This window comes from Nonomuraea sp. NPDC049419, from assembly GCF_040676995.1.
GTDB lineage: Bacteria > Actinomycetota > Actinomycetes > Streptosporangiales > Streptosporangiaceae > Nonomuraea > Nonomuraea salmonea.
In genome coordinates, this window is the sequence record NZ_JBFAQB010000003.1 from 768,014 (window position 1) to 787,222 (window position 19,209).

General features: G+C 71.9%; 20 protein-coding genes. 12 read left to right on the forward strand and 8 right to left on the reverse strand.

The window, feature by feature from the left end; all coding sequences use genetic code 11:
* Nucleotides 1-645 (reverse strand): AAA family ATPase, encoded by a 645-nt coding sequence (locus AB0K12_RS13490; RefSeq protein ID WP_364559551.1) that lies wholly within the window; start codon nucleotides 643-645, stop codon nucleotides 1-3.
* A 513-nt stretch (nucleotides 646-1,158) separates the two neighbouring features.
* On the opposite strand from AB0K12_RS13490, the gene AB0K12_RS13495 reads away from it, so the two are divergent.
* Nucleotides 1,159-1,884 (forward strand): hypothetical protein, encoded by a 726-nt coding sequence (locus tag AB0K12_RS13495; protein ID WP_364559554.1) that lies wholly within the window; start codon nucleotides 1,159-1,161, stop codon nucleotides 1,882-1,884.
* Nucleotides 1,885-2,032: 148 nt separating this feature from the next.
* Here AB0K12_RS13495 and AB0K12_RS13500 read toward each other — a convergent pair whose 3' ends face one another.
* A complete protein-coding gene (locus AB0K12_RS13500; protein WP_364559556.1) occupies nucleotides 2,033-2,887 on the reverse strand; it encodes an alpha/beta hydrolase in 855 nt (284 codons plus the stop codon).
* A gap of 51 nt (nucleotides 2,888-2,938) precedes the next feature.
* Between AB0K12_RS13500 and AB0K12_RS13505 the strand changes: the two genes are divergently transcribed.
* Nucleotides 2,939-3,649, forward strand: coding sequence for a type 1 glutamine amidotransferase (locus AB0K12_RS13505; RefSeq protein WP_364559559.1), 711 nt, complete (start codon nucleotides 2,939-2,941; stop codon nucleotides 3,647-3,649).
* Nucleotides 3,650-3,669: 20 nt separating this feature from the next.
* Here AB0K12_RS13505 and AB0K12_RS13510 read toward each other — a convergent pair whose 3' ends face one another.
* Nucleotides 3,670-4,317, reverse strand: coding sequence for an HXXEE domain-containing protein (locus tag AB0K12_RS13510; protein WP_364559561.1), 648 nt, complete (start codon nucleotides 4,315-4,317; stop codon nucleotides 3,670-3,672).
* An 83-nt stretch (nucleotides 4,318-4,400) separates the two neighbouring features.
* Here AB0K12_RS13510 and AB0K12_RS13515 point away from each other — a divergent pair, with 83 nt between their 5' ends.
* Both AB0K12_RS13515 and AB0K12_RS13520 read left to right on the forward strand, forming a co-directional pair.
* A complete protein-coding gene (locus AB0K12_RS13515; protein WP_364559564.1) occupies nucleotides 4,401-7,340 on the forward strand; it encodes a bifunctional [glutamine synthetase] adenylyltransferase/[glutamine synthetase]-adenylyl-L-tyrosine phosphorylase in 2,940 nt (979 codons plus the stop codon).
* 62 nt (nucleotides 7,341-7,402) lie between these two features.
* Nucleotides 7,403-8,434, forward strand: coding sequence for a hypothetical protein (locus tag AB0K12_RS13520; protein ID WP_364559566.1), 1,032 nt, complete (start codon nucleotides 7,403-7,405; stop codon nucleotides 8,432-8,434).
* Here the strand turns inward: AB0K12_RS13520 and AB0K12_RS13525 are convergent.
* On the reverse strand, nucleotides 8,418-9,767 hold the full coding sequence (locus tag AB0K12_RS13525) for an aminotransferase class I/II-fold pyridoxal phosphate-dependent enzyme (protein WP_364559568.1): 1,350 nt from the start codon (nucleotides 9,765-9,767) through the stop codon (nucleotides 8,418-8,420). The genes AB0K12_RS13520 and AB0K12_RS13525 overlap by 17 nt on opposite strands.
* 154 nt (nucleotides 9,768-9,921) lie before the next feature.
* On the opposite strand from AB0K12_RS13525, the gene AB0K12_RS13530 reads away from it, so the two are divergent.
* From AB0K12_RS13530 to AB0K12_RS13560, 7 genes are all read left to right on the forward strand, one after another.
* Nucleotides 9,922-10,815 (forward strand): hypothetical protein, encoded by an 894-nt coding sequence (locus AB0K12_RS13530; RefSeq protein ID WP_364559571.1) that lies wholly within the window; start codon nucleotides 9,922-9,924, stop codon nucleotides 10,813-10,815.
* Nucleotides 10,812-11,621 carry a deaminated glutathione amidase gene (locus AB0K12_RS13535; protein ID WP_364559573.1) on the forward strand — a complete coding sequence of 270 codons (810 nt, stop codon included), beginning with the start codon at nucleotides 10,812-10,814 and terminating at the stop codon, nucleotides 11,619-11,621. The genes AB0K12_RS13530 and AB0K12_RS13535 overlap by 4 nt, the downstream gene beginning before the upstream one ends.
* Nucleotides 11,614-12,534 (forward strand): ABC transporter substrate-binding protein, encoded by a 921-nt coding sequence (locus AB0K12_RS13540; RefSeq protein ID WP_364559576.1) that lies wholly within the window; start codon nucleotides 11,614-11,616, stop codon nucleotides 12,532-12,534. The genes AB0K12_RS13535 and AB0K12_RS13540 overlap by 8 nt, the downstream gene beginning before the upstream one ends.
* Nucleotides 12,531-13,442 carry an amino acid ABC transporter permease gene (locus AB0K12_RS13545; RefSeq protein ID WP_364559579.1) on the forward strand — a complete coding sequence of 304 codons (912 nt, stop codon included), beginning with the start codon at nucleotides 12,531-12,533 and terminating at the stop codon, nucleotides 13,440-13,442. Before AB0K12_RS13540 ends, AB0K12_RS13545 begins: the two co-directional genes overlap by 4 nt.
* Entirely contained in the window at nucleotides 13,439-14,203 is a 765-nt protein-coding gene (locus AB0K12_RS13550; protein WP_364559582.1) for an amino acid ABC transporter ATP-binding protein, read from the forward strand. The genes AB0K12_RS13545 and AB0K12_RS13550 overlap by 4 nt, the downstream gene beginning before the upstream one ends.
* 5 nt (nucleotides 14,204-14,208) lie before the next feature.
* Nucleotides 14,209-14,733 (forward strand): GNAT family N-acetyltransferase, encoded by a 525-nt coding sequence (locus tag AB0K12_RS13555; RefSeq protein WP_364559584.1) that lies wholly within the window; start codon nucleotides 14,209-14,211, stop codon nucleotides 14,731-14,733.
* A gap of 64 nt (nucleotides 14,734-14,797) precedes the next feature.
* Complete coding sequence (locus AB0K12_RS13560) at nucleotides 14,798-15,490, forward strand: phenylalanine--tRNA ligase beta subunit-related protein (protein ID WP_364559587.1); 693 nt, start codon at nucleotides 14,798-14,800, stop codon at nucleotides 15,488-15,490.
* Here the strand turns inward: AB0K12_RS13560 and AB0K12_RS13565 are convergent.
* The 4 genes from AB0K12_RS13565 to AB0K12_RS13580 all read right to left on the reverse strand — a co-directional run bounded on the left by AB0K12_RS13565 (nucleotide 15,487) and on the right by AB0K12_RS13580 (nucleotide 18,611).
* The gene (locus AB0K12_RS13565) at nucleotides 15,487-15,681 is read right to left on the reverse strand and encodes a DUF5708 family protein (RefSeq protein ID WP_364559590.1); all 195 of its coding nucleotides are present in this window, start codon (nucleotides 15,679-15,681) and stop codon (nucleotides 15,487-15,489) included. The genes AB0K12_RS13560 and AB0K12_RS13565 overlap by 4 nt on opposite strands.
* Nucleotides 15,682-15,794: 113 nt before the next feature.
* Nucleotides 15,795-15,968 (reverse strand): hypothetical protein, encoded by a 174-nt coding sequence (locus tag AB0K12_RS13570; RefSeq protein WP_364559593.1) that lies wholly within the window; start codon nucleotides 15,966-15,968, stop codon nucleotides 15,795-15,797.
* Nucleotides 15,969-16,023: 55 nt separating this feature from the next.
* On the reverse strand, nucleotides 16,024-17,448 hold the full coding sequence (gene glnA, locus AB0K12_RS13575; RefSeq protein WP_345400843.1) for a type I glutamate--ammonia ligase: 1,425 nt from the start codon (nucleotides 17,446-17,448) through the stop codon (nucleotides 16,024-16,026).
* Between the two features lie 125 nt (nucleotides 17,449-17,573).
* The gene (locus tag AB0K12_RS13580) at nucleotides 17,574-18,611 is read right to left on the reverse strand and encodes a hypothetical protein (RefSeq protein ID WP_364559596.1); all 1,038 of its coding nucleotides are present in this window, start codon (nucleotides 18,609-18,611) and stop codon (nucleotides 17,574-17,576) included.
* A gap of 78 nt (nucleotides 18,612-18,689) precedes the next feature.
* Here AB0K12_RS13580 and AB0K12_RS13585 point away from each other — a divergent pair, with 78 nt between their 5' ends.
* Complete coding sequence (locus tag AB0K12_RS13585) at nucleotides 18,690-19,151, forward strand: RDD family protein (protein ID WP_364559599.1); 462 nt, start codon at nucleotides 18,690-18,692, stop codon at nucleotides 19,149-19,151.
* The last annotated feature ends 58 nt before the right edge of the window (nucleotides 19,152-19,209 follow it).

A 19,209-nucleotide genomic window follows, 5' to 3' on the forward strand; every position in this document is an offset into this window, starting at 1 on the left:
CTAAGCCCGCCGCCCGCCGATCCGCTCGGCGCGTGGCGGGCGCCGCCGTGCCGGGCGGGCGGGCTCATTCGGGAGCGCGTCGAACACGATGGCCTCCAGCAGGCCGGCCTGCGCCCGGTCCATGATGCGGGCGCCGGTCGCGGGGGCCGGGTCGCCGCCCTTGACGCGGGCCAGCAGGCGCTCCACGCGCCGCCGGTGGCGGGCGAACGTCCGCGGCGCCACCACCCGTCCTCGCGCGCGCTGCCCGGCCAGCGCCTCCTCCGCGGGCGCGTCCAGCAGCAGCAGGTGGAAGTCCGCGCCGTGCCTGAGGGCCAGCCAGGCGAAACCGCGCAGCACGTACGGGCCGCAGCCCCGGTTGTGCGCCACCACCGGCGCGCCCTGCGCCAGCGCCCGCCTGATGCGGCTCAAGTGGGTGACGAACACCACGGCCCGCCGCACCGGGTAGGGCGCCCAGGTGAGCCTGCCGTCCCAGTGCCGCCGCGACTGCGCGGAGTCGATCACCACGACCGTCCCCGCGGTCACGGGGCGGCTCTCGGCGTCGTGCAGGCCGTACAGGCGGCGCAGCAGCGTGGTCTTGCCCGCCCCCGGCAGCCCTGTCAGGATGACCAGGGATCCGGGCGGGTACCGCAGCATCGCCTCGGGCACGCTCCCCACCCCCCGCCCCGTCTCGTCCCGCCGATCATGTACGCCGCGCCAGCATAGGCCCGTCGCACTCCAGACTCTGCGACTACGGCCGAACTCGCGCACCTCATCACGCTGCCGAAAGGTCCGCCAGGGCGCTGACCTGCGGAGATCGGATCCAACTCGGCATGCTTTGACGGGCTCCCCGCCGGATTCGGCAGATTGGTACGCGGCAACCGGGAAACCCCGTTAAGGTACTCCCGACGCCTTGATCGGCCTCACTCCCGGAGCGGTTCGGAGTGAGGCCGATTTTCGTTGCTTCTGACGCCCGGGACACGTCCCCGCGATGCGCGACCTCTACCGTCGTGTATCCCCGGGCGCGGGGAAGTTTCGGGCCCGTTCGAGGCGTTATGGAGAAGCACTGAGCAACCGCCAGGACCCCCGTCCCTAGATAAACCGGGCGTCCGATAAAATCGGTCTGCTCTTTATGATATTTCCGGACTTTTCGCCGAGTGGGGCGATATAGGAGGGTGTGGCATGACGACGGCTGCCTTGCAGACCGTGTTGACCGTTCCCAAGCGCTTCCGCGGTCCCGTGGGCGTCGCCAACGGCGGCTGGATCGCGGGCACCATGGAGGAGGCGCTGAACGGTGGCCGATCAGGCAGCCGATCAGCCGTCGAGGTCACCCTCCATGCCCCCACGCCGCTGGAGACCGAGCTGCGCCTCGACCACGTGGCCAACTCCGTCTCCCTCTCCCACGGCGACAAGCTGCTGGTCGAGGCCATCCCGGTGGCCGAAGACCTCGAGGGCCCCGGTTTCGTGCCGTTCAACGACGCGGCCCGCGCCGAGGCCGGGTTCGCGGGGCTGCGCAAGCACCCGTTCGCCGAGTGCTTCGCCTGCGGCCTGCGTGAGCCCGGCGACGGGCTGCGGATCTTCCCCGGCCCGGTGGAAGACACGGACCTGGTGGCGGCCGGCTGGCGGGTGCCGCACACGGTGAGCGGCGAGGACGGCGTGCCCGCCTCCATCGTGGGCGCGGTGCTCGACTGCATCACCGGCTGGGCGCACTTCGGCCCTGGTGAGAGCGCGCTGCTCGGCCGGCTGGCCGTGCAGATCCACGGCTCGATCCTGCCAGGCGGCCGCTACTCCGTGGTGGCCCGCCCGACCGGCCGCGACGGCCGCAAGCTCTACGGCCAGAGCGCCATCTACGAGATGGACGGCACGCTGGTGGCGGCGGCCCGCGCCACCTGGATCGCTCCACGCTGAACCGCAGGTGAAAGGGGCCTCCGGGATCTTCTCGGAGGCCCCTTCGCATGTCCGGGCGTCAGGACGCGACCCGCTCGGGCTCAGGTCGTGAGCGCTCAGGCGGGAGGCCGCGGGCTCCTCGGACGTGGGGCCGTGGGCCGCTCGGGTGTCAGGACGTGAGGCGGGCCGCCACGATGTCCGCGCAGCGCTCGTCGAACAGGATCGTGTAGTGGTTGCAGCCGGGCACCAGCTCGTCGCGCAGGCCGGCCAGCCGCTCGATCCAGGGCCCCGCGAGGTCGTCGGGCAGCAGGCCGACCGGCTGGTCGAGCAGCCCGCGCGGCGCCCTCAGCAGCACCAGCGGCGCGGTGATCCGTTCCAGCGCGGCCCCGATGCGGTCGCGCTCCACGCGCATCCACCGGCCGTCCGCCAGCACCGCCTCCCCGACCGCCCGTGACGTCAGCGCGCCGTCGGGCCCGGTCAGGTCATACCGCACGTACGCCTCCACGTCGGAGGTCCAGTTGCCGGCGAAGGCGGGGTGGGCCTTGAAGAAGTCCACATACGCCTCCGGCGAGGCGAACGTCTGCCGCAACCGCTCCAGCGCCGGACCGAGCGTGGCCTGGGTGGCCGCGTCAGGGTCCACGCCGTCGGGCAGCGGGGGCAGCGGGAGGCCGCCGTCCACCAGCACGACCTTGGCGAACGCCCGCCGCTCGGCGGCCAGCGCGGCCACGTACGCGCCCATGGAATGGCCGGTCAGCACCGCGTCAGGGCCTGCGCCGACGTGCTCGGCCACCCGCAGCACGTCCTCGGCGTGCCTGGGCAGCCCGTACGGGCCCGGCAGGGACGCGCTGTGCCCCCGGCCGCGCAGGTCCATGGCCACCAGTGACCAGCCGTCGGGCAGCCGCCGGCCGACCGTGGCCCACGCCATCAGCGAGGCCGTGATGCCGTGCACCGCGACGATCTTGCGCGGGCCGGTGCCGAACGTGGCGATCCGCTGCCCGTCCACCTCATCGAATTCGACTGTCATGAGGGGAGCATAGGGACCGGACATCTCACGACAAGCCGGATAATTGACGACATGCGGATCACGGTCATCGAACACGAGGCCGAAGCCGGTCTCGGGTATCTCGCCGGCTGGCTCGGCGTCCCCTGCGACGTCGTGCGGCCGTACCTCGGGGACGAGGTGCCCGTACGCGCGGGGGACGGGCTCATCGTGCTCGGCGGCGCGGCGGCGGCCTGGGAGGACGAGCGCAGCCCCTGGCAGCCCGCCACCCGCGACCTGCTGCGGCGCGCCGTGGACGAGGGCACGCCCACGCTCGCGATCTGCCTGGGCGCGCAGCTGCTCACCATGGCCTGCGGCGGCACCGTCGAGCGCGGCGCCGCCGGGCTGGAGGTCGGCGCCTGCGAGGTGACCACGCTGCCCGCCGCCGCCTCCGACCGCCTGTTCGGGGGAGTGGGCGAGCGGGCGGTGGCCGTCCAGTACCACCAGGACGCGATGACCCGCCTGCCCGACGGCGCCGTGCCGTTGCTCACCGGCGCCCGCTACCCGCACCAGGGCTACCGCCTGGGAGAGGCGGCGTGGGCGGTCCAGTTCCACCCGGAGGCCACCCCCGAGATCTTCGCCGCCTGGACGGCCCAGCCGGAAGGCGACGACCCCGCCGGCGGGCTGAGCGCCCGCGGCTACAGTGCCGAGGACCTCAACGCGGAGGTGAAGGCCGCAGAACCCGCCCTGGTGAGAACGTGGCGGCCGGTGGCGGAAGCCTTCGGCGACGTGGTCAGGAGCTCCTGAGCAGCCGCGCCGGAGGTGGGTCAGGACCGCTGAGCGGCCGTGCCCGGGTGTGAGGGCCGGTCACCGCGCAGGAGCCGCACGAGAGGCCGGTCACTCCAGGAGGAGCGGCCCCGAGGGCGCGGGGCCGGTCGGCTCGGGTGGCGGCGTCGGCGGCTCGTCAGGGCGTGGGCCAGGGCGTGGGCCAGGGCGTGCACGCCGGCCAGCACCAGGGGGAGCGCCAGGAGGCCGCTCGGCTTCGACGTGGTCGGCACCCCGGCGGCCCTGAGCCGCCGCCAGGCCCACACCGCGTACGGGAGCACCACCAGGGGTGCGGTCACCACGCCCGGCGTGTAGCCCCTGAACACCGCCGCCTGGGCCAGATGCACCACCCCGTGCACCCCGAACCCGGCGAGCGCGGCCTGGAAGGACGGGCTGTGCCCGCCCGTGCGCGCCCCCATCGCCGCCGCGCCCGCCACGACCGCGCCCATGAGCCCTATGGCCGTGGCGGCGTGCGCCTGCGACACCTCCAGCCGCTCCCACGGCACCCCGGGGAAGCGCGACTCCAGCAGGGGCCGCGCCTCCCGCGTCCACCGCGCCATCGTGACCAGCTCCTCGGCGTCGTGCACGACCCAAGCCCCCAGCAGCCCCCAGGCCACCCCTGCGGGCACGCGCCCGGAATCCCCGCTCATGACACCCTCCCCACAGCGAAACACAACGCAACGTTGCGTTCGCATGCTACGGCGGATCACGCGGGAGCTGTCAAGATGGAAGGGTGCCCAGGATCGAATCCACCGCGGCCCGGCTCGCCAAACTCGGTTTCGCCGACGGCGCCAGAGCCGCCCAGCTGATCCGTCAGTCCCCGGCCGACCTCGACGACATCCTGGAGGCCCTGGTCGCCGTCGCCGACCCCGACCAGGCGCTGGTCTCGCTCACCCGGCTGATCGAGCGCGAGCCCGCCGTCCTCGGCACCCTGCGCCACGACGAGCGGCTGAGCAGCCGCCTGCTGGCGGTGCTGGGCGTCAGCGCGGCGCTCGGCGACCACTTCGTCCGCCACCCCTCCCACGTCGCGATGCTGGCGGAAGACCGCCTCGGCGACGCCAGGGCCGAGCTGCTGCGCGCCGTCGGCGCGGAGCCGGGCGAGAGCGAGCCGCGCGCGGAGAGCGGCGGCCACGACGCGCTCACGGCCCTGCGGGTGGCCTACCGCGGCCGGCTCGCCCACCTCGCCGCCCGCGACCTCACCGGCCGGCTCGGGCTGCAGGACGTCACCGCCGAGCTGTCCGAGCTCGCGGGCGCCGCGCTGGAGGCGGCGCTCGCCGTCGCGCGTACGGAGGTCGGCGCGGAAGACGTCCGCCTCGCGGTCATCGGCATGGGCAAGTGCGGCGCGAGAGAGCTCAACTACATCAGCGACGTCGATGTGATCTTCGTGGCCGAGCCCAGGGAGGGCGCCGACGAGGCCAAGGCGCTGCGCACGGCCACCCGCCTGGCCCAGGCCATGATGCGCGGCTGCACCACCACCACGTCCGAGGGCTCGCTGTGGGAGGTCGACGCGGGGCTGCGGCCGGAGGGCCGCTCCGGGCCGCTGGTCCGCACGCTGGAGAGCCACCTGGCCTACTACCACCGCTGGGCCAAGACGTGGGAGTTCCAGGCGCTGCTCAAGGCCCGGCCGGTGGCGGGCGACCTGGAGCTGGGCGCCGCCTACGTCGCGGCCGTCAACGACATGGTCTGGTCGGCGGCCACCCGCGAGCACTTCGTGGAGGATGTCCAGGCCATGCGCCGCAGGGTCGAGGCCCACGTGCGCGCCGAGGGCGACCGGCAGCTCAAGCTCGGTCCAGGGGGGCTGCGCGACATAGAGTTCGCGGTGCAGCTGCTCCAGCTCGTCCACGGCAGGCTCGACCCGCTGCTGCGCCGCAGGGCCACGCTGCCCGCGCTGGCCGCGCTCTCCCGCGGCGGCTATGTCGGCCGCGAGGACTCGCGCTCGCTCGCCGAGGCGTACACGTTCCTGCGCCAGGTCGAGCACCTGCTGCAGCTGCACCGGATGCGCCGCACCCACGTCGTGCCCACCTGCGAGGCCGACCTGCGCCGCCTGGGGCGGGCGCTCGGCATGCAGGCCGACCCGGTGGGGGAGTTCACCACCCGCTGGCGCCGGCACGCGATGGAGGCCAGGCGGCTGCACGAGAAGCTGTTCTACCGGCCGCTGCTCGAGGCCGTGGCGCGGCTGCCGGAGTCGGAGGCGCGGCTGTCCGCCTCGGCCGCCGCGGCCCGGCTGGAGGCGCTCGGCTACGTCGATCCCACCGGCGCGCTGCGCCACATCGCCGCGCTGTCCACCGGGGTCTCGCGGCGGGCCGCGATCCAGCGCACGCTGCTGCCGGTGATGCTCGGCTGGTTCGCCGACACGCCCGATCCCGACGCGGCGCTGCTCGGGTTCCGGCAGGTCAGCGACAAGCTGGGCACGACGCCGTGGTACCTGCGGCTGCTGCGCGACGAGACCGCGGTGGCGGCCAGGATGGCGCGGGTGCTCGGCACCAGCCGCTACGCCACCGGCCTGCTCATGCACGCCCCCGACGCGGTCGCCATGCTGGGCTCCGACGACGAGCTGACCCCGCGCCCGCCCGATTCGCTGCTCGGCGAGGCGTCGGCCGCCGTCTCCCGGCACGCCGGCGAGCCCGAGACCGCCGTCACCGCGGTGCGCGCGCTGCGGCGGAAAGAGCTGTTCCGCACGGCCGTGGCCGACATCTCCGGCCTCATCGACATCGAGACCGTCGGCACGGCGCTGTCGCGCCTCAACGACGTGACCCTGCAGGCGGCGCTCGACGCGGCGCTCGGCGCGGCGCTCGGCAGGGCGCGCGAGGTCACCTCGTTCGCGATCATCGCGATGGGCCGCCTCGGCGGCATGGAGTGCTCCTACGCCAGCGACGCCGACGTGATGTTCGTGCACTCGCCGCTGCCCGGCGTCGACGAGCGCACGGCCACCGACGCCGCGTTCGCCGTGGCCAACGAGGTGCGCAGGCTGCTGTCGCTGCCCGCGCCGGACCCGCCCCTGCTCATCGACCCCGACCTGCGCCCCGAGGGCCGGCAGGGACCGCTGGTGCGCACGCTCGCCTCCTACCGCGCCTACTACGCGCGCTGGTCGTCGCCGTGGGAGGCGCAGGCGCTGCTGCGGGCCAGGTTCTCGGCGGGCGACGCGGAGCTGGGCGCGGCGTTCACCGCCATGATCGACGAGCTGCGTCACCCGCGCGACGGGCTGAGCGGCGACGCCGTCAGGGAGATCAGGCGGCTGAAGGCCCGCATGGAGGCCGAGCGGCTGCCGCGCGGCGCCGACCCCGCCCTGCACACCAAGCTCGGCCCCGGCGGGCTGTCCGACGTGGAGTGGGTGGCGCAGCTCCTGCAGCTCCAGCACGCCGGCCGGGTGCCGCCGCTGCGCACCACGCGCACGCTGGAGGCGCTGCGCGCGGCCGTGGCGGAGGACCTGCTCGCGCCGGAGGACGAGGAGGTGCTGGCCGAGGCATGGCGCTTCGCCTCCCGTGTCCGCGACGCGATGATGCTGGTCAAGGGCCGGCCCGGCGACAGCATCCCGAAGGACACCGCCGAGCGCAGGCAGGTCGCCCGCACGCTCGGCTACCCGCCCGACGGCTCCGAGGACTTCCTCGACGACTACCGCCGGGTCACCCGCCGCGCCCGCAAGGTGGTGGATCGCGTCTTCTACGGCGGCTGATCAGCATATGACGTGACTTTTGATGCGCTGCGTCATTGCGCTGTCACGCCCAGGGGTGTTTCATGGCGGCCGTGTTATCCGTTTACGTGGACCTCGCCCTCGGCCTGGTCGTGGCGTTCCTGCTGCTGTCGCTGCTGGTGAGCGGGCTCAACGAGGCCGCCGTGCGGGTGCTGTCCATCCGCAGCAAGTTCCTGTGGGCCTACCTCAGGGACACCATGGACGGCGCCGGCCCCAAGGGCTCGTGGCTGCCCGCCAAGGTGCTCGACGTGTTCAGGGCGATGCCGTTCGCCCGCGACCCGCGGCCCGTCCACATCGACAGGCCCGCTCCCGCCAGCGCCGGCGAGCTTCCCGAGACGGGCACCGGCGCCTCCATGATCAACCTGCTGTACGAGCGGGTCAGGGAGATCGACCACGCCAAGCGGGGCAGGACGAGCATCGCCGAGATCCCGCCCGCCAGGTTCGCGGTGGCCGTCATGGAGCTGACGGCCGAGAACGGCGACGTCGAAGGCTTCCTGGCCCGGCTCAGGCAGATGAACAGCCCCCTCTACGGCCACCTCAAGGGCGTGTGGGAGGCCGCGCAGGGCGACCTCGACCGGTTCAGGCGCGGCGTCGAGACCTGGTTCGACGGCGAGATGCAGCGCCTGTCGATGCTCTACCGGCGCTACGTCAAGTGGGTCGTGGCCGCGCTGGGCGTCGCGGTGACGCTGCTGTTCAGCATGGACGGGCTGGAGTACGCCAAGACGCTGCTGCGCGACAACGCCTACCGCGCCTCGGTGACCGCCGTGGCGGGGACGGGCCAGGGCGCGTACGACGAGCTCAGGCAGCTGTGCACGGGCGGCGACCCGGTGCCGTGCGTGACCGAGACGCTCAGCCAGCCGGCGCTGGTCAAGCTGATGGGCCAGGCGCTGGTCAGCATCTCGATCCCGGCCGAGGGCGAGCCCGACGTGCGCTGGAACGGCGCCGCCTGGTGGGAGCGGGTCAGCGCGCCCAGCCACTGGCCGGGCTTCCTGCTGACATACGTGGCGCTGCTGTTCGGCGCGCCGTTCTGGTGGGACGTGCTGCGCCGCATCACCGGCATCAGGTCGCGGCGCTGACCCCGCGCCCGGCGGCCAGCGCGACGACGTCGGCCAGCTCGGCCAGCTGCGCCGGGTCGTCGGTGAGCCTGGCCGTCGCCAGGCGCAGGTGGGGCCGGGCGGCCTGGTCGATGACGTACCGGCTGCCCGGGGCGACCGAGATGCCGTGCGCGGCCAGCGTGACCAGGGCGGCGGGCTCGTCGCGTACCGGCACCCAGAGCACCAGCCCGTCACCGCCGCCGGTGCGCACGCCGCGCGCCGCCAGCTCCGCGGCCAGCCGCGCGCGCCGCCCCGCGTAGACCTCGCGGGCGTGCGCCACGCGTGCCTCCACGTCCGGGTCGGCGAGCAGGTGGGCCAGCGCGTCCTGGAGGATCCTGCTGGTCCAGCCGGTGCCGAAGCTGCGCAGCACCCGGACCCGCTCGACCGCGTCCGCCGCGCCGCCGATGACCGCGATGCGCAGGTCGGGGCCGTGCGACTTGGAGTACGACCGGACCAGCACCGTACGGTCGGGGAAGCGCGTCCCCATGCTGACCATCGGCGACACCGACAGCTCGCCGATGCCGTCGTCCTCCACGATGAGCGTCTTGGCGGGCTCCAGCAGCTCCGCCAGCTCCGCCGAACGCCCCGGCGTGACCGCGTGCCCGCACGGCGACTGCCCGCGCGGCTGGTAGACGAACGCCACCGGCCGCGCCTTCAGCGCCTTGGCCAGCGCGCCGGGCAGCGGTCCCTCCTCGTCGCAGGCGACGGGGACGATCTGGACGCCGATCGTCTCCAGGATGTCCAGCAGCCGCGCCCCGGTCGGCTCCTCGATGGCGATGCGGTCGCCGGGCAGCGCCGCCGTCTGGCAGAGCAGTTGCACGGCCTCGTACCCGCCGCCGACCGCGAGCCAGCTCTGCGCCTCGAACGGCCAGGTGGGCTCCACGGCGGCGCGCAGGCGCGGGGTGATCGTCGCGCGGGCGTAGTCGTTGAGCCCGTCGGCGCGGGCGGCGGCGGCCAGCGCGGCCTCCAGCGGCGGCAGCAGGGCCGTGTCGGGGGAGGCGATGGTCAGGTCGATGGCCAGGCGGTCGCCCCAGTGGCCGAGGCGCTCGTACCGGATGGGGCGCGGCACGTCGGGCGGGCCCAGCACCACCGTGCCGCGCCGCCGGTCGGTCCTGATCATGCCGTGCCTGCGCAGCTCGGACCAGGCCTCCGCGACCGTGCCCGAGCTGATGCCCAGCTCCCTGGCCAGGCCGCGGACCGTGGGCAGGCGCGTCTGCGCCGTCACCGTGCCCTCCCTGATGAGGTCGGTCAGGGCGGCGGCGATGCCCCGTGCGCTCGGATCCCCGATGCGCTGCGCCAGCCAAGCGGCGTCCACTTTGTCCCCCTGTAAATCTTTGTTCAGCAACAAAGATCTTCTTGTGCAGTTTGCTCCGCTGAACATATGGTCTGTGGCTATTAACGGCAAGTAAGTACTGTTTGGGGGATTTGTGGCGACCGTTCGCCTTGCTCTGCGAGATTGGGACCATCTCGTGCCGATCGTCACCGGCGCCGTCCGGGCCGAGGGGTTCGAGCTGGACCTCGACTCCAGGGCCGTCACGCCGGACGTGCTCAGCGAGCCCGATCTCGACGGCGGCGAGACCTCCTTCAGCCGGTACGTGCTCGGCCGCGCCGCAGGCGACGACCGGCTCGTGGGCCTGCCCGTGTTCGTGATGCGCGGGTTCCGCCACCGCTGCGTGCTCGTCCGCCGCGACAGCGACCTGACCGCGCTCGGCCAGCTGAAGGGCGCCCGCATCGGGCTCACCGGCTGGCCCGACTCCGGCAACACCTGGACCCGCGCCCTGCTGCGCGCCGAGGGCGTGGACCTGACCGGCGTCACCTGGACGGTCGGCCCGCTCGTCGCGGGGGAGACCGGCAAGGACCGCGTCGGCCCCGTGCCGTTCCCCGACAACGTCTCGCTCACCGGCGACGGCCTGGCCGAAGGGCTCGCCGAGGGCCGCTACGACGCCATCATGACCCCGTTCATGCCGGAGGAGTTCTTCACCCCCGAAAGCCGCTTCCGCCACCTGCTGCCCGACCACCGCGCCGCCGAGCTGGCCTACTACCGGCAGACCGGCTTCGTGCCCGGCATCCACCTGGTGACGCTCAAGCGCGCGAGCGTCGAGCGGCACCCGTGGCTGCCGCAGGCCGTCACGGAGCTGTTCGAGCGCTCCAAGCGGCACTGGCTGGCCCGCCGCCGCCTGCTCGCCGACACCACGCCGTGGCTGCTCGCCGACCTCACCGGCACGGCCGCCACCTTCGGCGCCGACTGGATGCCGTACGGCGCCGCCCCCAACGCCGCCATGGTCGCCGCGTTCTGCACCGAACTGCACGCCCAGGGCATCGCGAACCGCCGCATCGAAGCCGAGGAGGTCTTCGCCGCATGACCGACCTGAGAATCGCCGTGGGCCAGTTCGCCTCGGCCGAGGACTGGACCGCCAACCTCAAGACCTGCAAGGAGCTGATCGACGGCGCCGTGGCCGGCGGGGCCGGCCTGCTCGTGCTGCCCGAGGGCGCGCTCGCGCTCTTCGTGGACGAGCCCGTACGCATCCGCGAGGCCGCCCAGCCCCTGGACGGCCCCTTCGTCACCGGCCTGGTCGAGCACACCCGCGGCTCGTCCACCACCGTCATCGCCGGCGTGCACGTGCCCGCCCCCGACGGCCGCGTCTCCAACGTGCTCGTCGCCGCCAGGGACGGCGAGATCGCCGGCACGTACGTCAAGCTCCACCTGTACGACGCCTTCGGCCGCCGCGAGTCCGACAACGTCGTCCCCGGCGTGCACGCGCCCGTCGTCATCGACGTCGCCGGCTGGAAGGTCGGCCTGATGACCTGCTACGACGTGCGCTTCCCCGAGATGGCGCGGTTGCTGGCCGACCAGGGCGCCCAGGTGCTCGCGCTGCCCGCCGCCTGGGTGCGCGGCCCGGCCAAGGAATGGCACTGGGAGGTCATGGTCACCGCCCGCGCCCTGGAGAACACCTGCTATGTCGCCGCGTCCGGCGAGTGCGGCCGCCGCAACATCGGCGCCAGCATGATCGTCGACCCGCTCGGCATCACCAGGGCCCGCCTCGGCGACGCGCCCGGCCTGCTGTGGTCCGACGCCTCCGCCGCCGAGCTGGAAGCCGCCCGCACGACGCTGCCCGTCCTCGAGAACCGGCGCTTCGCCGTGGACCCGCGATTGGAGCCGCATGTCTAAGCACGCGACCGCGCTGCTCGCCACCGCCGCACTCCTGCTGGCCGGCTGCGGCGCCAACCCCCCGGAGGCCGAGGGCGTGCTGGAGCCCACAGGACAGACCTCCGCCGCCGCCCAGACCAAGGACCAGGCCCTGCACGACCGGCTGCCCGACAAGGTGAAGCAGGCCGGCAAGCTGATCTCGGTCAACAACGGCTCGTTCCCGCCGTACGAGATCGCCGGCCCCGACGGCAGGTCGCTGACCGGCGCCGCCGCCGACATGGCCGACGCGCTCGGCCAGGTGCTCGGCGTCAAGATCGAGCACGTCACCGTGGACGGCCTGCCCAGCTCGCTGACCGGCATCGCCTCCGGCCGCTACGACTTCGCCATCGGCCCCGTCGGCGACTTCCCCGACCGGCAGAAGGCCAACGACTTCATCGACTGGGTCAAGGAGTACGTCGTCTTCGCCGTGCCCAAGGGCAACCCCGACGGCATCGGCTCGGTCGCCGACACCTGCGGGCTGAAGATCTCCGTCATGGCCGGCGGCTCCGCCGAGGCGGTGATCAAGGGACAGTCGGCGGCCTGCGTCAAGGAGGGCAAGCCGAAGATCACCGTGCAGTCGTACAAGGACCAGCCGACCTCCGTGCTGGCCGTCAGCTCGGGCCGCGCGGACGCGTTCTTCTCCTCGCAGGCGCCGCTCACGTACTTCGTCGACCAGGCCGGCGGCAAGCTGGAGCTGGCCGGCAAGGGCCAGCCCAACGGCTTCGACGACCTCTACCAGGGCGCCGTCGTGGCCAAGGACTCGCCGCTGCGCGACGTGCTCAAGGACGCCTTCCAGCAGCTCATGGACAACGGCACCTACGACAGGATCATGGCCAAGTGGAAGACCAGCGACAACAAGCTGGACCAGGCCGGCGTCAACCTGGCGACATCATGACCCAGCCTCCCGAGATCGACGTCGCGGGCGCCGCGCGCACCCGCCATCCGCTGCGCTGGGTCGCCTCGGTCGTCCTGCTCGTCCTCGCCGCCCAGCTCGTCAGCCTGCTGGTCACCAACCCCAACTTCCAGTGGGACGTCGTCGGCAGCTACGTCAACGCGCAGATCATCGGCCAGGGCATCGTCACCACGCTGCTGCTCACCGTCATCGCCATGACGGTCGGCGTCGCGCTGGGCGTGCTGCTGGCCGTCGGCCGCCTGTCGGAGAACCCCGTCGCCCGCGCCGCCTGCGGGCTCTACGTCTGGTTCTTCCGCGGCACGCCGGTGCTGGTGCAGCTCGTGCTCTGGTACAACCTGTCGTACCTGCTGCCGGAGATCTCCTTCGGCATCCCGTTCGGGCCCGAGTTCGTCACCGCCGACACCAACGTGCTCATCACGCCCCTCCTGGCCGCCATCCTCGGGCTCGGGCTGAACGAGGGCGCGTACATGGCGGAGATCATCCGCGGTGGCCTCATGTCCGTCGACCCCGGCCAGAGCGAGGCCGCCGCCGCGCTCGGCATGAGCAACGGCCGCACCTTCCGCCGCATCGTGCTGCCCCAGGCCATGCGCTTCATCATCCCGCCCACCGGCAGCCAGGTCATCAGCATGCTCAAGGCGACCTCGCTGGTGAGCGTCATCGCGCTGGCCGACCTGCTCTACACCGTGCAGTCCATCTACAACCGCACCTTCCAGACCATCCCGCTGCTGATCGTCGCCTGCGTCTGGTACCTGATCATCACCTCGATCCTGTACGTCGGCCAGTCGTTCATCGAGCGCCACTACGCGCGCGGCGCCACCAGGAACGCGCCGCAGAGCTTCTGGGCCTTCGCGGCCTTCCGCCGCCGCCGTCCTTCGGAGGTGTCGTCATGAGCATGCCCATGGTGCACGCCCGCGCCGTACGCAAGCACTTCGGCCACCTGGAGGTGCTCAAGGGCATCGACCTCGACGTCCAGGCCGGCGAGGTCGTCGTCGTCCTCGGGCCGTCCGGCTCCGGCAAGTCCACGTTCCTGCGCTGCGTCAACCACCTGGAGACCATCGACGGCGGCGCCATCCACGTGGACGGCGAGCTGATCGGCTTCGAGGCGCGCGGCGGCAAGGTCCGCCACCTGCGCAAGCGCGACGTCACCCGGCAGCGCAGGGAGATCGGGATGGTCTTCCAGCAGTTCAACCTCTTCCCGCACATGACCGTGCTGCAGAACGTCATGGAGGCCCCCGTCGGAGTCCGCGGCGAGCCGCGCGAGCGGGCCAGGGAACGCGCGCACGCGCTGCTGCGCCGCGTCGGCCTGGAGGACAAGGCGGGCAGCTACCCCCGCCAGCTCTCCGGCGGCCAGCAGCAGCGCGTCGCGATCGCCAGGGCGCTCGCCATGCGGCCCAAGCTCATGCTGTTCGACGAGCCCACCAGCGCCCTCGACCCCGAGCTGGTCGGCGAGGTGCTGGCCACCATGAAGGGCCTCGCCGAGGACGGGCTCACCATGATCGTGGTGACCCACGAGATCGGCTTCGCCCGTGAGGTGGCCGACCGGGTGGTGTTCATGGACGGGGGAGTGGTCGTCGAGTCCGGCACCCCCGCCGAGGTGCTGGACAGCCCCAGCAGCGAGCGGACCAAGGCGTTCCTCAGCCGCGTACTGTAGATCAAATGGAGACAGAACGGCTGATCATGCGCCGATGGCGCGAGGAGGACAAAGAACCCTTCGCCGCCATGAACGCCGACCCCGAGGTCATGGAGCTCTTCCCCGCCCCGATGACCCGCGAGGAGAGCGACGCCTTCGTGGAGCGGATCGAGCGGCAGTTCGACGAGCGCGGCTACTCGCTCTGGGCGCTCGAAGTGCGTGACAGCGGCCGGTTCATCGGGTTCACCGGGCTGGCGTTGCAGACCTTCGACGCGCCCTTCCTGCCCGCCGTCGAGATCGGCTGGCGGCTGACCCGCTCCGCCTGGGGCCACGGCTACGCCATCGAGGCCGCCAGGCGCGCCGCCCGCTACGCCTTCGAGGAGGCCGGGCTGGACGACATCATCTCGATGACCGCCGTCCAGAACCGGCGCTCGCGCTCGGTCATGGAACGCCTCGGCATGACCCGCGACCCGGCCGAGGACTTCGACCACCCGAGGCTCCCGAAGGACAGCCCCATCCTCCGCCACGTCCTGTATCGCCTGCACCGATAACGCCCGGCCCCGCTATAGGCTGCCGGGAAACGACCCCGGCAGCCTTCCAGCGGAATGAGGACCGATGCGCTTCCAGCATTCAGCCGCCATCTGGACCGACTTCCCGGCCCTCGTCCCCATGGCCTTGTACGCCGAAGGCATCACGCCGGACGTCTCCGTCAAGGACCGTGTGGCCGCCTACGCCGGACGCGCCGCCGCCAGGCTCGCCACCGCCTCCGAGAGCGACCTGCCGGAGATCCAGGCATGGCGCCGCGCCTTCTCCCGCATGGGGCTCAAGCCCACGCAGTACAGGTGCGCGTCGGAGTCGCTGCTGCGCCGCTTCAGGAAGGAGGGCGCGCTCCCGTCCCTCCACCCCCTGATCGACCTGTGCAACGCCCTGTCGATCGGGTACGCCGTCCCGATCGCGGTCTTCGACGTCTCCAAGATCGCCGGCTCCATCGAGGTCCGCTACGCCAAGGGCGACGAAATATACCTCACTTTCGCCGGCGAGACGGAACACCCGCCCGCCGGCGAGGTCGTCTTCGCCGACGCCGAGGGCCGCGCCCACGCCCGCCGCTGGACCAACCGCCAGAGCGGCCTCTCGGCCGTCCGCGACGAGACCTCGAACGTCCTGATCATCGCCGAAGCCCTGCACGAGACGGCCGAGCCCGACCTGACTGATCTGCTGTCCACGCTGACGACCGACCTCGCCACCCTCTGGCCTGTCACCCCGAAGGCGGCCCTCCTCACGCCGACCTCCCCGGCCTTCACCGCCTAGCCGGCGTCCTCGGGCCGTACGAGCTTGTAGACCCCGTACAGCGTCTCCAGGCCGCCGAGGACCATCAGGACGACGCCGATCTTCGACGGGGTGAAGATGAAGATCTCCTCATCGAGCCCGAACAACCAGAGCGCCAGCCCCACCACGAAGGTGAGCGAACCGGTGAACAGTGTCTTCCGGGCAGAAGCCATGGGCAGTCCTTGCATCGCGTACGGATCTCGGCGAAGAGCCTAGTCAGGCGCCGTCCACGCGACCTCCTGCCGCTGTGGGAGATCGCCCTACATCTTTCGGCTGACCCGCGCGGCTAGGACATGCAGGCGCCGGCCTGGGTGATGTCGCGCTGGTCCACCCAGAAGCGCGTGCCGCCCACCACCGTCGTCGTCTTCACGACCACGAGCCCGTCGGTGATCTCGCGGGACTCGCCCTGGTAGACCCTGACCGTGCTGCCCTTCCTGTTTCCGCGGCGTTTCCGCGACACGAGGACGGCCCGGCATCGCCGAAGCGATGCCGGGCCGTCCTGCGAAGCCGCGTGTCTACACGTCGTAGTAGAGCTCGAACTCGTGCGGGTGCGGGCGGAGGCGGATCGGGTCGACCTCGTTCTCCCGCTTGTACGACACCCACGTCTCGATCAGGTCAGGCGTGAACACGCCGCCCTCGAGCAGGTAGTCGTGGTCGGCCTCCAGGGCGGCGAGCACCTCGGGCAGCGAGCCGGGCACCTGCGGCACCTGGCGCGCCTCCTCCGGCGGCAGCTCGTAGAGGTCCTTGTCGACCGGCTCCGGCGGCTCGATTTTGTTGCGGATGCCGTCGATGCCGGCCATCAGCATGGCCGAGAACGCGAAGTACGGGTTGCACGACGGGTCGGGCACCCGGAACTCGATGCGCTTGGCCTTCGGGTTGGAGCCCGTGATCGGGATGCGGACGCAGGCCGACCGGTTGCGCTGGGAGTAGACCAGGTTGACCGGAGCCTCGTAGCCCGGCACCAGACGGTGGTAGGAGTTGACCGTCGGGTTGGTGAACGCCAGCAGCGACGCGGCGTGCTTGAGCAGGCCGCCGATGTAGTAGCGGGCGGTGTCGGACAGGCCCGCGTAGCCGACCTCGTCGTAGAAGAGCGGCGAGCCGTCCTTCCACAGCGACTGGTGGCAGTGCATGCCGGAGCCGTTGTCACCGAAGATGGGCTTCGGCATGAACGTCACCGTGTGCCCGTATTCGAGCGCCGTGCTCTTGATGACGTACTTGTAGAGCATGAGGTTGTCGGCGGTCTTGAGCAGCGTGCCGAACTTGAAGTCGATCTCCGCCTGCCCGGCCGTGCCGACCTCGTGGTGCTGCATCTCGACCTCGATGCCGGCCTCGATGAGGTTGCGGACCATCTCGGAGCGCAGGTCGGTGAAGTGGTCCATCGGCGGCACCGGGAAGTAGCCGCCCTTGTAGCGCGGCTTGTAGCCGAGGTTGCCGCCCTCGGTGGCCTTGCCGGTGTTCCAGGCGCCCTCGATGGAGTCGATGTAGTAGTAGCCGGCGTTCTGCTTCGTCTCGAAGCGCACGTCGTCGAAGATGTAGAACTCGGCCTCGGGGCCGAAGTAGACCGTGTCGGCGATGCCCGTGCCCTTGAGGTATTCCTCCGCTTTGCGTGCGACGTTGCGCGGGTCGCGGCTGTAGGCCTCGCCCGTCAGCGGGTCGTGCACGAAGAAGTTGAGGTTGAGCGTCTTGTGCTGACGGAACGGGTCGAGCACGGCGCTGGAGGGGTCGGGCAGAAGGAGCATGTCGGACTCGTGGATCTGCTGGAAGCCGCGGATCGACGAGCCGTCGAACATGAGTCCGTCGGTGAAGACACTCGCACTGAAGTTCTCGACCGGGAAGGTGAAGTGGTGCGTCGTCCCCGGCAGGTCGGTGAACCTGACATCGACGAACTGCACCCCTTCGTCACTGATGAACTTCAGGACGTCGTCGGCGGAGTTGAACACTCTCGAACCTCCCTGAGGACTGGCCATCATGGCGACGCTAGGGCGTGGCCGTTTCCGTACGGTGTCCCGATTGTTTCGCACGTGTTACGCGCGGTCTGCCTGGTCACAGGGCCTGCGGGGGCCGCTCACGTCCCCTCGACGGCCTGGCACTTCCCGCCGCCGTCCGGCGTGTCGTCCAGCGCGTACGGATCGTCGACCTTGCCGTCCGGCACCGTCAGGTCCGCCGGCGAGTCGGCGTACATGGGGTGGATGTAGTCGTCGTCCACGTCGCACCGGGCCGGCGCGAAGCCCGCGCCCCACGTGTCGGCCCAGACGACCAGTTCGCCGTCCTCGCGGTAGACCGTCACCGCGCCCTCGTGCTCGGCGACCAGCCGGATGGCCGAACCGGGCTGGCCAGGCCGCTGGATCGCGTACGCGATGAGGTATTTGGTGCTGAGCTTGGCGCCGGTCCGCCCGTCCTCCTTGTATTCCGAGATCGTCGTCCGGCCCTTCACCTTGATCACCGTGGACGCGAACTCGGCGGTCTTCGGCGCGAAGATCGGCAGCCAGGTGGCCGCGCCGTCCTTGCGGAAGTGCGTCCGCTGCTCGGGGTGCAGCTGCCGCGTGAACGCCGTGGGCCGGCCGCCCACCATCATCTTCCTGTCGAGGTAGGCCCCGGCCAGCAGCTTGCGCGTCCGCGCCAGGCCCCTGGCGACGTCCTGCTTCGACAGCCCGCCGATCGCCTTGGCGGGCGGCATGACGAACCCGGCGGCGCCGGTCGGCCACTTCTCGGCCGGCGAGCCCTTGAACGGCTCGGCGGAGTCGCTCACGGCCGCGCCGGACGCGCCGTTCTCCTTCACCGGGCCCCGGACGGCCGTGGTCTCCTCGGGCACCACGCCCGTGAAGGGGACCAGGTCGGGGCGGAACTCCACGACGACCCAGCCCACCAGGATCACCACCGACAGCACGGCGCCCGCCCACCACGCCGCGCTCGCCCTGCGGCGTGGTGGCTCCGGCTCGTCCCAGTCGGGCTCACGGCGTAAGGGCTCGGGCTCGGTGTCCATGGCGTGCCGCGACGCCCTGGCGCCCCTCTTCGCCGCCGCGCTCATCTCGCGCTGCTGCTGGGGGCCGATCTGTCCGACGACGTCGGTGAAGCGCTCGTCAAGGTCATCTCCATGTGGCATGAGGACTATCTTGGCCGATCTCACGACGTGCTCGGGTCACGATTCGGACCGGCCCCGCGTGCGGCTACCGTGGAGTGCATGAGCAGCAAGGAGCCTCGGTGGACGCAGACCTGGCTGGGCGGCGTCCGCGCCGCGGGGGTCGATCTCGGCTACCCGGGAGAGCGTCTGGGGCTGCCCCAGGAGGGCAGCGGGTCGGTGGCCGGATGGGGGCGCAGGATCGGCGCGCTCGTCATCGACTGGATGATCTGCACGTGGGTGGTCGTGCAGCTGCTGCTCAGGATGAACCCGGCCGAGTCGCCGTGGGCGCCCGCGCTGGTGTTCGCCGTTCAGTATCTGCTGCTCGTCGGCTTCATGGGGCAGACGTTCGGCCACCGGCTCATGGGCGTCAGGGTCGCCGCGATGGACGGCCGCGACCCGCGCTGGCTGCCCGTCCTCGTGCGTACGGTGCTGCTCTCCCTGGCCGTGCCCGCGGTCATCTGGGACCGCGACCACCGAGGCGTCCACGACCGCGTGTCCAACACGGTCGTCGTCCGCATGTGACGCCTCCTCGTTGTGCCCGGCGACGACCTCTCACGCAGGACCTTCGACCCCGTCACCG